At 65.7% G+C, this 13595-nt stretch carries 15 protein-coding genes; 2 read left to right on the top strand and 13 right to left on the bottom strand.

The genetic code is table 11. From position 1 onward, the window contains the following. Nucleotides 1-27: 27 nt before the first annotated feature. On the bottom strand, nt 28-627 hold the full coding sequence (locus tag K1X15_RS19965) for a DUF4893 domain-containing protein (protein ID WP_220305279.1): 600 nt from the start codon (nt 625-627) through the stop codon (nt 28-30). 80 nt (nt 628-707) lie between these two features. On the opposite strand from K1X15_RS19965, the gene K1X15_RS19960 reads away from it, so the two are divergent. Then, nucleotides 708-1031, top strand: a complete 324-nt coding sequence (locus K1X15_RS19960; RefSeq protein ID WP_220305278.1) for a hypothetical protein — start codon at nt 708-710, stop codon at nt 1029-1031. Between the two features lie 26 nt (nt 1032-1057). Here K1X15_RS19960 and K1X15_RS19955 read toward each other — a convergent pair whose 3' ends face one another. The 8 genes from K1X15_RS19955 to htpX form a co-directional block, all read right to left on the bottom strand. Next, on the bottom strand, nt 1058-2371 hold the full coding sequence (locus K1X15_RS19955; RefSeq protein ID WP_220305277.1) for a GGDEF domain-containing protein: 1314 nt from the start codon (nt 2369-2371) through the stop codon (nt 1058-1060). A gap of 77 nt (nt 2372-2448) precedes the next feature. Continuing rightward, nucleotides 2449-2883 (bottom strand): metallopeptidase family protein, encoded by a 435-nt coding sequence (locus tag K1X15_RS19950; RefSeq protein WP_220305276.1) that lies wholly within the window; start codon nt 2881-2883, stop codon nt 2449-2451. Next, the gene (gene leuC / locus K1X15_RS19945) at nt 2874-4280 is read right to left on the bottom strand and encodes a 3-isopropylmalate dehydratase large subunit (protein ID WP_220305275.1); all 1407 of its coding nucleotides are present in this window, start codon (nt 4278-4280) and stop codon (nt 2874-2876) included. The genes K1X15_RS19950 and leuC overlap by 10 nt, the downstream gene beginning before the upstream one ends. 107 nt (nt 4281-4387) lie before the next feature. After that, the gene (locus K1X15_RS19940; RefSeq protein WP_220305274.1) at nt 4388-5749 is read right to left on the bottom strand and encodes a lipopolysaccharide biosynthesis protein; all 1362 of its coding nucleotides are present in this window, start codon (nt 5747-5749) and stop codon (nt 4388-4390) included. A 124-nt stretch (nt 5750-5873) separates the two neighbouring features. Beyond that, on the bottom strand, nt 5874-7475 hold the full coding sequence (gene purH / locus K1X15_RS19935; protein ID WP_220305273.1) for a bifunctional phosphoribosylaminoimidazolecarboxamide formyltransferase/IMP cyclohydrolase: 1602 nt from the start codon (nt 7473-7475) through the stop codon (nt 5874-5876). An 81-nt stretch (nt 7476-7556) separates the two neighbouring features. Further along, complete coding sequence (locus tag K1X15_RS19930) at nt 7557-9170, bottom strand: heparinase II/III family protein (protein ID WP_220305272.1); 1614 nt, start codon at nt 9168-9170, stop codon at nt 7557-7559. Nucleotides 9171-9281: 111 nt separating this feature from the next. Continuing rightward, nucleotides 9282-10556: an RsmB/NOP family class I SAM-dependent RNA methyltransferase gene (locus K1X15_RS19925; RefSeq protein WP_220305271.1), complete on the bottom strand. Its 1275-nt coding sequence runs from the start codon at nt 10554-10556 to the stop codon at nt 9282-9284. A gap of 71 nt (nt 10557-10627) precedes the next feature. Next, complete coding sequence (gene htpX, locus K1X15_RS19920; RefSeq protein WP_220305270.1) at nt 10628-11611, bottom strand: zinc metalloprotease HtpX; 984 nt, start codon at nt 11609-11611, stop codon at nt 10628-10630. A gap of 93 nt (nt 11612-11704) precedes the next feature. Between htpX and K1X15_RS19915 the strand changes: the two genes are divergently transcribed. Then, a complete protein-coding gene (locus K1X15_RS19915) occupies nt 11705-11920 on the top strand; it encodes a DUF1674 domain-containing protein (protein WP_220305269.1) in 216 nt (71 codons plus the stop codon). 9 nt (nt 11921-11929) lie between these two features. On the opposite strand, the gene K1X15_RS19910 is transcribed toward K1X15_RS19915, so the two are convergent. The 4 genes from K1X15_RS19910 to K1X15_RS19895 all read right to left on the bottom strand — a co-directional run bounded on the left by K1X15_RS19910 (nt 11930) and on the right by K1X15_RS19895 (nt 13592). Further along, nucleotides 11930-12076, bottom strand: a complete 147-nt coding sequence (locus K1X15_RS19910; protein WP_220305268.1) for a Flp family type IVb pilin — start codon at nt 12074-12076, stop codon at nt 11930-11932. 69 nt (nt 12077-12145) lie between these two features. Beyond that, nucleotides 12146-12679, bottom strand: a complete 534-nt coding sequence (locus K1X15_RS19905; protein ID WP_220305267.1) for a DsbE family thiol:disulfide interchange protein — start codon at nt 12677-12679, stop codon at nt 12146-12148. After that, nucleotides 12679-12825 (bottom strand): heme exporter protein CcmD, encoded by a 147-nt coding sequence (gene ccmD, locus K1X15_RS19900; RefSeq protein WP_220305266.1) that lies wholly within the window; start codon nt 12823-12825, stop codon nt 12679-12681. Before ccmD ends, K1X15_RS19905 begins: the two co-directional genes overlap by 1 nt. Further along, the gene (locus K1X15_RS19895) at nt 12822-13592 is read right to left on the bottom strand and encodes a heme ABC transporter permease (RefSeq protein ID WP_240549581.1); all 771 of its coding nucleotides are present in this window, start codon (nt 13590-13592) and stop codon (nt 12822-12824) included. Before K1X15_RS19895 ends, ccmD begins: the two co-directional genes overlap by 4 nt. Between the last annotated feature and the right edge of the window lie 3 nt (nt 13593-13595).

The raw sequence follows: 13595 nt of genomic DNA, 5'->3' as shown, positions 1-13595 counted from the left end.
CAGCGCCTGCAATGGGCGCAAGTCTGTTCAGCGCGCTGGCACCAGTTCGATAACGTCGTGGGTGGATTCAAAGCGCGGAAACGGCAGTTCCAGCCGGTAACGGACCGGCTTGCCGCTGACCCGGACGAGGCAGCCGACCTGGTTGCGTTCCGCCTCCGCACCATAGGCCATGGGCTGCTCATCTCCATAATGCAGGGCGCCCCAATAGAACAGTCCGCCATCGGAGGCTACGAGCTGGCCCTTGAAGCGCTGCGACCCGGTGCGTTTCTCGATGGTGGCGCCATTGTCCGAAACGGCGCAATCGAAAAATCCATAGGCGGTGAGGGGCAAGAGGCCGCCCAGCTTGATGGTACGACAGCGATAGTCACCATCGGGCAAGGTGGAAATGGGCGTCTCGCCGGCGGCAAAGAGCGCCGAGACGATCGATCTGTCCCCGGCGCTATCGGACAGCAGCGCCTCGCCGAGGCCGCGCGTCCGGGCGGCGTCGAAACCGGTCATGCGGTCGCCATCGAATTGGTCGATCGGCGCGGTATCGGGCACCATGCAGGCCCAGGACACGCCGGCCGGCAGCGCAGTGAACGCGACAAGGACGATGGCCACGCGGCGCAGGCAAGAATTGCGGAACATCGGACACCTCCCTTGCTCAAGATCAAGGAACCTTGCACGCCGCTGGCGCTTACTCAAGGAAGACAGAATGGAGGCGTCACATGTCGCAGATACTGACCAATCGCGAAGCGATCCGCCAATGGGTGGCGGCGCGAGGCGGAAATCCCCTCATGATGGATGTGCCCGATGGCACGCATAACCGCACGATCCTGCAATTGACCTTCGGACAGCAGGCCCTGAACGCGGAAGGCAATGAGGGGCCGGACCGCGTGGGCGGCTTCCGGCTGGCGAGCTGGGAAGAATGGTTCACCGCCTTGGAGGAGGGTGGGCTGGCCCTGCGGGTTTCCGATGATCCCTCGGGTGGGAACGAAGCCGAGTTCGAATTCGTATCGCGCGATGAAGAGGAAACCACCCGTTCGGCCTAGGAACCGGACGCGTCCAATAGCGGGATCTAGATGCCGATTCCCAGGCGGGCGCGCATCCGGCGCGGCCGGGCTTCGGCCGGATCCGGCGCCATCACGACCCGATCCCGCCCATCGGATTTGGCCGTGTAAAGCGCCTCGTCGGCACGCGCCATCAACTCATTGAGCGGCTCGCCGGGCAGCCTTTGGGCGACGCCCGCGCTGACGGTCACCGGCCAAGTCAGGTCCGGCCCGAAGGTTTCGGCGGCCAAGCCAGTGCGGATGGCTTCAGCGAAGAGCCGCACCATGGTTAGGTCGGCACCGCCGAGGACCACGGCGAATTCCTCGCCGCCAATGCGTCCGGCAACGCTGCGCAACAGGGTCATTTCGCCCACGAGCCGGCCGAGCCGGGCAATCACCCGGTCGCCCATGGCGTGCCCACAGGTGTCATTGATCTTCTTGAAGTGGTCGATATCGAACAACACGACACACACCGCCTGGTCTGGCGTGCTGTCGAGCAATTCCCTGGCGCGCTCGTCGAAGGTGGCGCGGTTGAGCAGGCCGGTCATGTAGTCGGTGGTCGAGCGCTCACGCATGCGCGCCACGCTGGCCAGGACATCGCGCAGCACAAGGATGGCTGCCAGCGCCAGGAGGGCGCCGATGGTGATCAGCGCGATCGTCAGGGGCTGTTCCACAGGGGGGCGCCCAGACAGCGGTGGTCTGAAATCGAGAAGGGCCTCGGGTCCCGGTGCGCTTCCAGGTCCAGGCCGCGGTCCTACCGGCAGACGTTCAGGCGGGGCTCCTCCAGGTATGAGGGCGCCGCGCAGGGAAGGGCGGCGGATCGGACCCATCTGCACCAGGTCATTGGCAAACCAGAGTGCGCGGATGCCGATCACCGCGATGCCGGCGGACAGCGCCAGCGCGTAGCCCCAGGCGCCGGTCCGCAGAACGGGGATAATCGACCAGGCCATCAAGACCATGGTCGGGACCGGACCGAGCAGGAACCACATATGCGGTGGCGCCTCCCTCCCGATAAGTGCCGAGGCTATCCCCACATAGAGCACCGCGCCGGCGAGGATGCGCAGCCAGGGGTTGGTCCGCATCGCGCCTTCCCTGTAAAGGCCGAAGGCAATGAGACAGGCGGCGGCATAAAAGCAGGCCCAGCTCACACACTTGATCCAGTAGGACGGGCCATCGAAGCGCAGCGTCACCGTGGCCATGGCAATGGCGAGCAGGCCGAAGCTGGCTGCCCACCAGCGAAAGGCGGTCAGGTTGCGATTGACGCCATAGGCGATCAGCAGCCCCGCCGCCAGCAGCAGCGCCGTCACCGAGCCAGCAAAAGAAAACACGTCGATCTGGGCCAAGGCGTCCACTCCTTCCGCGCGGGGCAGCATAGAGGGCGGGCGTTAACGCAAGCTTTGGCTCCGGCACATTTGACGGATCATGCCGGGTCGTGATCGGCCTGGGCCTCGATGGCTTCCATGTCCTCGTCGGAAAAGCCGAAATGGTGTCCCAACTCGTGAATCAGCACATGGGTGACGATCTCACCCAGCGTGTTGTCGTCGTGCTCGGCCCAATAGTCGAGAATGGCGCGACGATAGAGATAGACCGTGTTGGGCAATTGCCCGGTCTGCGGCACGGCGCCGTCCTCGGTCATGCCCACGCCCGAGAACAGGCCCATCAGCTCGAACGGGCTATCCATGCCGAAGCCCTGGAGCACGTCATCCTCGGCGAATTCGGCGACCGAACAGGTCACGTCGGCGGCCAGGGACGCGAAAGGCTCCGGCAAGTCGCGGAGGGCCGCGCTGGCCAGAGCCTCGATATCGTCCAGGGTCGGGGCGTAGGACCCCGACCAGTCGGTTGTGGTCACTGCCACTCGCGGATGTCGACGAAATGGCCGGCAATGGCGGCGGCGGCGGCCATGGCCGGGGACACCAGATGCGTGCGTCCCTTGAAGCCCTGGCGGCCCTCGAAATTGCGGTTCGAGGTGGAGGCGCAGCGCTCGCCGGGGGCCAGCTTGTCCGGGTTCATGGCCAGGCACATCGAGCAGCCCGGTTCGCGCCATTCAAAGCCGGCATTCTTGAAGATCACATCGAGACCCTCGGCCTCGGCCTGGGCCTTCACCAGGCCCGAGCCGGGCACGACCATGGCCGAGACGTGGCCAGCCACCTTGCGGTCGCCGATCACGGCGGCGGCGGCGCGCAGATCCTCGATGCGGCCATTGGTGCACGAGCCGATGAACACGCGGTCGAGCTTGATATCGGTGATCGGCGTGCCGGGCTTGAGACCCATATAGTCCAGCGCCCGCCACTTGGAGGCGCGCTTGTTCTCGTCGGCAATGTCGTCGGGATTGGGCACCACACCCTGAACCGAGATCACGTCCTCGGGCGAAGAGCCCCAGGAGACGATGGGCGGCAGCTTGGCGGCGTCGAGCACGACCACCTTGTCGTAATGCGCCCCTTCGTCGGTGTGCAGCGACTTCCAGTAGTCCAGCGCCATGTCCCAGGCCTTGCCCGTGGGCGCGCGGGGGCGATCCTTGACATAGGCGAAGGTCTTCTCGTCCGGCGCGATCAGCCCGGCGCGGGCGCCACCCTCGATGGTCATGTTGCAGACCGTCATGCGGCCTTCCATGGACAGCGAACGGATCGCCTCGCCGGCAAACTCGATCACATGGCCGGTGCCGCCGGCCGTGCCGATCTCGCCGATGATGGCGAGGATGATATCCTTGGCGGTGACGCCTTCGGGCAGCTGCCCGTCGACGCGCACCAGCATGTTCTTGGCCTTCTGCTGGATCAGCGTCTGGGTGGCCAGAACGTGCTCGACCTCCGAGGTGCCGATGCCGTGCGCCAGGGCGCCGAAGGCACCATGGGTCGAGGTATGGCTGTCACCACAGACAATGGTCATGCCGGGCAGGGTGAAACCCTGTTCCGGGCCCACGATATGCACGATGCCCTGGCGGTTGTCGAAGGGATCGTAATATTCGATGCCGAAATCCTTGGTGTTCTCGGCCAGCGCCGCGATCTGGATGGCGCTTTCCGGATCGGGATTGGGCAGCGAGCGGTCCGTGGTGGGGACGTTGTGGTCGACCACGGCCAGGGTGCGCTCCGGATGGCGGACCTTGCGACCGTTCATGCGCAGGCCTTCGAAGGCCTGGGGAGAGGTCACTTCATGCACCAGGTGCCGGTCGATATACAGAAGGCTCGTGCCGTCCTCGTTGTTCTGGACGAGGTGGTCGTCCCAGATCTTGTCGTAGAGCGTGCGCGCCTTGGTCATAGTCGTGGGGTCCGGGGCAGGAATGAAGATTGGAAGAGGTTCTAAGCCCAAGCCGGGGCGGGGGTCAAGCATAACCGTACTCACGGGTACGGCAGCTGATATGCCGGTCAGGTCGCTTGTGCGTCGCGCAGGCGGGCTATGGCAAATACGCCGACCAGGCTGGTGTCGAGGCCGATGCGATAGCGGCACCAGAGCGCGATGCCGAGCTGGGCCACCACCCGCGAGGCCATGTTGAGCGCGGCGGCGCCCACGAGACCCCAGACCGGAATGACAAGGATCTGCAGCAGGAAGCCCAGACCCATGATGGCGCCGAAGATCGCCACATAGGGGCGCTCGTGGCCGGTCATCATCATCACGATCTTGGAGGGCCCGGTGATGGCGTCGAAGAGGAGGCCGAAGGACAGCAGCATCAGGATCAGCCAGCCATCGGCATAGGTGGCGCCGAACAGGCCCAGGATTTCGTCGCCGAACAGGGCGAAGCCGCCGAAGATCACCAGCGAAAAGGCAAAGCCGGCCCAGGCGCAGAGCGCGGTGATGGCCTGGGCCTTGCGCATATTGCCGGCGTGGAAGTGCTCGGCCACCATGGGGGCAATCACCAGTTCGATGGCGAATGTGAACAGTGTCATCAGCCCGGCCGTGCGGAAGGCGTTGAAATAAAGGCCCGAGCTTTCGAGGTCGAGCATCAGCCCCACGAGGATGATGTCGGCATTGAGCGCGGCGGTCTCGATCAATGCGCCGAGCAGCAGCCAGCGGCTGAGCCCGCCCCATTGCCGCCAATGATCGCGGATCGGCGCCAGGCCGCGCGCTGGCAGGATGGCATAGCCGCGGCGGGTGGCGGCGAGCATCTGTAGTCCGAGGACCCCCAGGAGCAGCGCCGCCGACAGCACCAGCGCATCGGGACCGCTCAGCACGATGCCGATGGCAAACAGTCCAAGCACAAGGCCGGGCAGGGCCAGGCGCCAGAAAATGTCGCGGGGCAGCAGCGCCGTCCAGAGCGACCCCTGGGCGCGCAGGGCCGAGGAATTGTATTCCGACAGGGCCAGGGGCAGGATCAGAATGGCGGCGCCAAAGAAATGGTTGGCGGTGTCGCTAGGCGCGAGGAAGGGTAGATAGACCAGCGTTGCCAGGCAGAGCAGTCCGGCAACGGCGAGCCCCGCGAGCAGGGTAATGCCCGATCCTGCCGCCACTGCCTGTTCCGCGCCGGCCGCATCGCCCTTGCTGCGCCGTTCTGCCCAGAGGCGCAGAATCGCCATGGGCTGGCCCGCACCGGCCAGGATGGCGAGCACGGTTGCCAGCGCCAGGCCAAAGGCGAAATGGCCATATTCGTCATTGGTCTGGGTGCGCGAGAGCACCACATAGGTCAGGTAGGTCAGCCCGGCCGTTGCCACCTTGATGCCCAGCGAGCCGACCGAACGCAGCAGTCCGGCCTGCAACAATCCGTTGAGATCACTGGGTATTCTAAGCCGCATTGGCATGCCTCTTGCGCCGCGCCAGACGAGGTGCGGCGCGGGAACCATGCCACAACGATCTCAAGAAGCCCTTACCTGCCGGAGGTGCACAAATTACTTTTCCGTAATCTGAGTCACCTGCCGCCTAATGCCGGAAGTGGCGCATTCCGGTCATCACCATGGCGATGCCGGCGGCGTCGGCAGCGGCAATGACCTCGTCGTCGCGCATCGAGCCGCCCGGCTGGATGACGGCGGTGGCGCCGGCCGCCACCAGGGCCTCCAGGCCGTCGGCAAAGGGGAAGAAAGCGTCCGAGGCGACCACCGAACCTTCGGTCAGTGCGCCCTCGAGCCCGGCAGCCTGGGCGGCGTCGATCGACTTGCGATGGGCGACGCGGGCCGAATCCACCCGGGACATCTGTCCGGCGCCGATACCGGCGGTGGCCCCGTCCTTGACATAGATGATGGCGTTGGACTTGACGTGCTTGGCCACCTTGGCCGCGAGCTTGAGATCGACGAGCTCCTGTTCGGTGGGCTGGCGCTTGGTGACAACCTTGAGATCGCAATCATCGACACTCTTGTTGTCGCGACCCTGCACAAGCAGGCCGCCGGCGACCGACTTGACCAGAAGGCCATCGGCCTTGGGGTCGGCCAGACCACCGGTCAGCAGCAGGCGCAGGTTCTTTTTGGCGGCGATGATCTCTTGCGCTTCCGGCGTGGCGGAGGGCGCCACGATCACCTCGGTGAAAACCTTGACGATCTCGGTCGCCGTTTCGGCGTCGATCTCGCGATTGGTGGCGACAATGCCGCCAAAGGCCGAGACCGGATCGGTGCGCAGCGCCTTGAGGTAAGCCGTCTTGAGATCACCGGCCACGGCCACGCCGCAGGGGTTGGCGTGCTTGATGATGGCAACGGCTGCGGTCTCTTCGGACGCGAACTCGCTGACCAGCTCGAAGGCGGCGTCGGTGTCGTTGATATTGTTGTAGGAGAGCGTCTTGCCCTGCACCTGGGTTGCGGTGGCGACGCCGGGGCGGTTCTCTCCGGTCTTGTAGAAGGCGGCCCATTGATGCGGGTTCTCGCCATAGCGCATGACTTCGCTCAGGGTGCCGGCAAAGCTGCGATAGCTGACATCGGCAAAGTCGATTTCCTTGGCGAACCAGCTCGAAATCGCACTGTCATAAGCGGCGGTGCGGGCATAGGCCTTGGCGGCGAGGCGCTGGCGCATCTCGAAGGGAATGCCGCCCGCCTTGATCGCTTCCAGAATTGCCGGGTAGTCGGCGGGATCGACCACCACGGTCACGAAGGCATGGTTCTTGGCCGCCGAGCGCACCATGGCCGGACCACCGATGTCGATGTTCTCGATGATCTCGTCATAGGATGCGCCGGAGGCGACGGTCTTTTCGAAGGGGTAGAGGTTGACGGCGACGAGATCGATCGGGCCGATTTCGTGTTCGGCCATCGAGGCCTGGTGCTCGGGATTGTCGCGCACCGCCAGCAGGCCTCCATGGACCTTGGGGTGAAGGGTCTTCACCCGGCCATCCATCATTTCGGGAAAGCCGGTCAGGTCGGAAATATCGCGCACTGGCAGCCCGGCCTCGCTGATCAGGCGGTGGGTACCGCCGGTGGAAACCAGTTCCACCCCGGCCTCGGAAAGCCCCTTTGCGAAATCGGTCATGCCCGACTTGTCGAATACCGAAAGCAGCGCCCGCCCGACCGTCACCGTCTTGCCCATGAGAATATGTCTCGCCATCAATGGAGGAATTCGCGCGCTCGCTAGCACGAGAAACGCTTAAGGCCAATCGCTTTGCGCCGACCGGCTGCCGATTCCGGCCTATTGCTGCTCGAGCGTGAAGATCCAGGCCACTTCGGTGTCGCTGGCCACATTGGTCTCCAGCACCAATTGCCGCGTGCGGTGAAAGCCGAGATAGGCCGACTGACGTACGCTATCCTCTTCGCGGAATTGCGCGCCTTCCCAGAGAAAGCTCCAGACGGCCCCATTGGGCAGGACCAGCCGGGCAATGCCCTCGCCCGTGGTGCGGCGCACCTTGATGCCGGGCGCCAGGTGGAAGCGCAGGGTCAGCAGGCCTTGTGGCTCCCCCTGGGGCAGGACTCTATCCTGGCCCACCAGGGTGGTGCCTTCCGAAAGCAGGGTCAGGCGCCGTTCGATCTCGGCGCCGAACCGCCCGGCATAGCCGGTACTGGTCATGGTCAGCATGTGTTCGCCGCTGTCCAGCGCCATGGGCTGCGATCGAGCGTTGCGTCCCGGCCGTTGCGCAGCCCCCTCGGCGTCGATGGTGGGCGCGGAATGGGCCACGGCCTGGCGGAACAGGCTCTGGCTGTCGGGCAGGTCGGAGGGCGCGGGTCCGCAGGAGCCGACAATCAGTTCGCTGCCATGGGCAAACTCGAAGGCGAGGGCACCGTCATGGGCCTCGGCGTCGAAGCCCGGTGGGGGCCGTTGCCCGCCATCGCCGATGATCACCGTATCGCCGGCGCGCACGATGCCGTAGCCACCGAGAAGCCGGGAGCTGCGCGAGGCAGAGGGGCCATTGGCCTGGACGGCCACCAGCACGTCATGCGGCACCTGCCCGCAGCCGTTGAAATAGACGGGTTCGCCGCTGGAAAGGGTCAGCGCGTCGAGCGCCTCGTGCATGCGGTCGATGCGATTGGCCAGTTCGGCCATGGCCGGGCTACCATGCCGGCCGACTGCGCGCCGCAGGCTCGCCAGTTCCACCAGCAGGGTCAGCTGCAGCCTGGGATTGCGCGAAAGATGCAGGCCATCGCCGTCGAGTTGCTGGCCCAGCAGGGCCTCGAGCAGGCCGACATGGGTGTCGATATCGGGCACATCGCCCACATTGCACAATTCAGCGCCCAACAGGCCAATGGCGGCAAACAGCGCTTCGACCGGGTCGGCGGCCAGGGCACCGCGCACGCGCAAGCTCTGCACCTGCGTTCCCAGGCTGCGCTGAATGGTGCGGGTCTGGTCGAGAGTGGCGCCGTCAAGCACCAGTGTCAGGTGGCGAAGCCAGTTGAGCACCCGCTGTGCCGTCAGGGTCAGGGTCCAGCTATCGGCCTCGAACTGGCCCTCGCGGCCGATCCAGTCCAGCACCAGCGTCCGCGCAAAGAGCTTTTCGCCCGGGTCACGACAATCGCGGAAATGGCGGAGCCAGGAGAAGCTGTGGAGGTTGTTCCACCAGTCGGGGTGGTCGACATCGAGCGAGAAGGGGGACGCGCCGCCCGTGTCGAACAGCTTGGAAGCCAGCAGATAGCGCCCCGACATCATTTCGCGCACGGCCTCGCGGTCCGCGGGCCGGAAGTCGGGCAGGTCGCCGGCAAAGGCATAGTCGGCCTGGCCGCGCCAGGTCCAGCGCAGCAGCGGCATGGTCACCACCGAATCGGCAAGGCCCAGCGCGAAGCGGCGCCCGGCCGTCACCAGCCGCCCGCTCAATTCCCTGCCTCCGCCCGGTCGGGAGCGAAGGCCATTATGCTGTCGTGCCTGAAGTCCAACCGTTTCTTCCTCGCCGGTGCCGCTTTTTTCGGCAGCCGCATCTTCCGCCCTTTAGCCTGTTCGGCGGAATCGCGCCACGAAGAACCCGTCCATGCCCGCATTTCCATTGCCCGGGGTCATGGCCGGGTGGGTGCGGACGAGGCCGCGCGGGGTGACCGCCTGCTCCAATCCGGCCAGTTCTGCCGCGCGGATCGGGGCCAATTCGAGCCCGGGCAGTGCATCAAGGGCCCAATCGACCTGCTCCTCGCCTTCGGAGGGTTCCAGCGAGCAGACGCAATAGATCAGCGTGCCACCGGGGGCCAGGCAGCGATAGGCATTGGCCAGCAGGGCCCGTTGCAGCCGGACGCGGCCGGCAATGTCGCCGGCATTGCGGCTCCAGAGCACTTCGGGATGGCGGCGGAAGGTGCCGGTGGCCGAACAGGGCGCGTCCAGCAGCACGCCATCGAAGGGGGTGGCGGGATCGAAATTGGCGGCATCCGCTTCGATGACCTTGGGCGAATAGCCCAGTCGCGCCATGTTCTGGCGGAGGCGTTCGAGCCGGCCGGCATCATTGTCGAGCGCGGTCACCCGGTAGCCGGCCTTGATCAGCTGTGCGGTCTTGCCGCCGGGCGCGGCGCAGACATCGAGAACGGCCTTGTTCGGGTCGAGGACCATCAGGCGGGCGGGAATGGCCGAGGCCGCGTCCTGCACCCACCAGCGGCCTTCGTCATAGCCGGGCAGGGCTTCCACGGGGCGGTCGCGGCTTTCGAGGCGCACGCTATCGGCAATCAGGCGCTCCGCGCCGAGCGCCTCGACCAGTTCGGGATCGTCATCGCGCAGGGTCAGGTCGAGAGGCGCGCCCTCGACCAGCGCCTCGGCAAAGCCGGCCACCGCCTCGGCGCCGTAGGCTTCGGTCCAGCCCTTGGCGAAGGCGGCCGGCAGCAGGGTCGCGTCATCCATCAGCCCATAGCGGGCCGAATTGGCCTGGGCGCGGCGCAGTACGGCGTTCATCAGGCCCGAAAGGTGCCTCGCCTTGCTGTCGCGCTTGATGGCTTCGACGGCCAGGAACAGGGCGCTGTGCGCGCCCAGGTCGGGCAGGAAAACCAGCTGGGCCAGCGACAGGCGCAGTACGGCCTCGAAACTGCCGGAGCGCGGCGGCAGGCCCTTGTCGAGCAGGTCCGCGAGCATGGTGTTGATCTGCCCATGCCGGCGCAAGGCGGTGGTGATCAGCCGGTTGGCCAGGGCACGGTCGCGCCCATCGGCCAGTTCACCCGTGCCGAGCGGGCTGAAATGATCCCCGCCCAGCACGGCCTTCAGCCGTTCGGCGGCCACAAGGCGAAGCTTCAAGCCCGCCGGTTCGGTCCGTTGCGCCAATTCGTCAACTCAGTTGCGGCACGCCTCCTCTGGATGGCGCGCATCTATCCCCAGGGTCCGCGGACGTTCCCGTCTTGCTCGGTGCGTCCCGCGGTGGGCACTCGCCAGCCGCCGCCGGTGTCGCGGCCGCTCGAAGCGGGGCGCGGGCGGGGCTGGGGCCTGCGCCCCTTATCGTCCACGCTCATCTCTGCGGCAAGCCTTTGCAGGGCCTGGATGCGGTTGCCGGTATCGGGATGGGTGGAAAACAGATTGTCCATGCGCTGTCCGCTGAGCGGATTGACGATGTACATATGGGCCATGGCCGGGTTGCGTTCGGCCGCCATATTGACCTGCCGGCCGGCCAGGGAAGCAATCTTGTTGAGCGCCGAAGCCAGGGCCAGCGGATCGCCCGAGATTTCGGCGCCGTGCTTGTCGGCTTCATATTCGCGGGTGCGGCTCACGGCCATCTGCACCATCATGGCGGCGACAGGGGCCAGAAACACCATCAGCAGCGCGCCAATGCCACCGAGCGGATTGTCGCGATTATTGCCGCCCCCGAAGAACAGGCCGAACTGGGCCAGCGCCGAAATGGCACCGGCCAGGGTGGCGGTGATGGTCATGGTGAGGGTGTCGCGGTTCTTGATATGGGCCAGTTCATGGGCCACCACGCCCGCCACCTCGCGGGTTTCGAGCTGGCGCAGTAGACCGGTGGACACGGCCACGGCAGCATTGTTCGGGTCGCGCCCCGTGGCAAAGGCGTTGGGCTGGTCGGTCTCGATCACATAGACGGCCGGGGTCGGGATGCCGGCGCGCCGGGAGAGCACATCGACCATGTCATAGAGCTCGGGCGCGCGGGACCGCTCGACCGGCACCGCGTTCTGCATGCGCAGGACCAGCTTGTCGGAGTTCCAATAGGCGAACACATTGGTCACGGCGGCAAAGGCCAGGGCAATCATCATGCCGCCGGTGCCGCCGATGAAATAGCCCACCACCATGAACAGCGCCGTCATCCCGGCGAGCAGGACGAAGGTGCGGAACATATTGAACATTGTCGAACCCCTTGGGTTGGATGCTTCAGCCAACTATGTTGTGTGCCTTGAGGTTCCGCGCAAGCGGGTGACAGAAACGTAATGGAAACCGAGATGGACGACGCACCCGACCAGGTCGAACAGCCCGAGGCCACCGCGCCGAAGATCCTCAGCCCGGCGGCGCAGCGCGCATTGGCCGAGGCGGAAGCGCGCCGGCAGGCGATCGACGCCAAAGGGGCCATGGCACCGCAGGAAAGGGGTGGCCGCGGTGGGCTTGAGCCGGTGCGCTATGGGGATTGGGAGATCAAGGGTCTCACCAGCGACTTCTGAGCCGTCCGGTCAGCCGGGGAAGAAATCGGTGATGTTGTAGCCGGCGGCGGACACGGCAAAGGTCGTCGCGACGGTGATGATGGCCGCAATCAGCGCATATTCGATCAGGGTAACCAGTTTCTGATGGCGCAGATGGGTCAGAACGCGACGAACCATTTCAGTCTCTTCCGATAAGCGAAGACGGCTGCAAGATGCCGCGAACAAGATGAACGGGGGCTGAACGGGTCAGCCGCCCAGCTTTTCTAACGCCGGAAGGACCTCGGTTTCAATGGCCTCGGGCGTCAATGGGCCCACATGCTTGTAGACAATGGTGCCATCCGCATCGACCAGGAAGGTCTCGGGCACCCCATAAACGCCCCAGTCGATCGAGACGCGACGGTCGCGGTCGGCGCCCACCGCATCATAGGGATTGCCCAGCTCCGCGAGAAACGCGCGGGCGTTTTCCGGAGCGTCGGAGTGGTTGATGCCATAGAGGCGCACCCCGGTCCTCGTCTTGAGCGCCTCGAGCAGGGGATGCTCGTCGCGGCAGGGAATGCACCAGGACGCAAAGACATTGACCAGGGTGGGCTCCCCTTGGAGGGCAGCCGTGTCGAAACCCGGCACGCCAAGGCCTTCGACCGCTTGCAGGGTGAATTGCGGCACGGGCTTGTCGATCAGCACGGAGCGGACGAGGCTGGCGTCCCGGTCGATGGAAAAGGCGAAGACCGACACCAGGGCAACAAGCAGGATCAGCGGCAGGGCGAAGAGGACATAGCGCATCAGCCGCGCTTGTCCCCGAGTTCGGCCAGTCGGGCCTTGATGCGGCGACTGTCGGCGACGATCCAGAAGATCAGGGCCAGTAGGCCCAGGAAAACCCCGCCATAGGCGGCGATGATGAATTCGGCATGTTCCCCGAGCCCGATCATGCGGCGTCTCCCCGCACGGTCCGGCGTTCCAGCGTCATCACCCGGCGGCGGCGCACTTCGGTATGCATGGCCACCAGCTGCAGGGTGATGAAGAGGAAGGTGAAGGCAAAGAACATCACGAAGAGCGGCGTCAGCAGCGAGGGCGGCATTTTCGGGCCTTCGGCGGTAAAGACGCTGGCCGGCTGGTGCAGGGTCGACCACCAGTCGACCGAGAACTTGATGATCGGCACGTTGACGGCGCCCACGAGAGTGAAGATGGCCACCACGCGGGCGGCGCGCAGCTGGTCGTCGAAGGCGCGCCACAGGGCGACAATGCCGAGATAGATGAACAGCAGGATCAGGGTCGAGGTCATGCGCCCGTCCCATTCCCAGAAGGTGCCCCAGGTGGGGCGGCCCCACATCGAACCGGTGAACAGCGCCATGGCGGTGAAAGCGGCGCCGAGCGGCGCGGCGGCTTTCATCGAGACATCGGCCATGGGGTGGCGCCAGACCAGCGTGCCCAGGGCCGAGACCGCCATGGTGGCATAGACGAACTGGCTGAGCCAGGCGGTGGGCACATGCACATACATGATGCGCACCGTGTCACCCATCTGGTAGTCGGCCGGGGAGTTGAAGAAGGCGAACCACAGCCCGATGGCGAATAGCAGCGCGGTCAGGCCGGCCAGCGGCCAGACCAGCGGACGTGTCCAGCTCACGAACTGGCCGGGATGGGCCAGCCGGTTCCACCAGCTCATTTTGGGCGTGTCGTCGATGCTGTTGGTGTTCATGGG

Origin of the sequence: Devosia salina (assembly GCF_019504385.1) — a bacterium.
In the GTDB taxonomy this organism is placed as follows: Bacteria; Pseudomonadota; Alphaproteobacteria; order Rhizobiales; family Devosiaceae; genus Devosia; species Devosia salina.
Note: the sequence above shows the minus strand (reverse complement) of the source record. Positions and strands in the feature narration are given on the sequence as shown.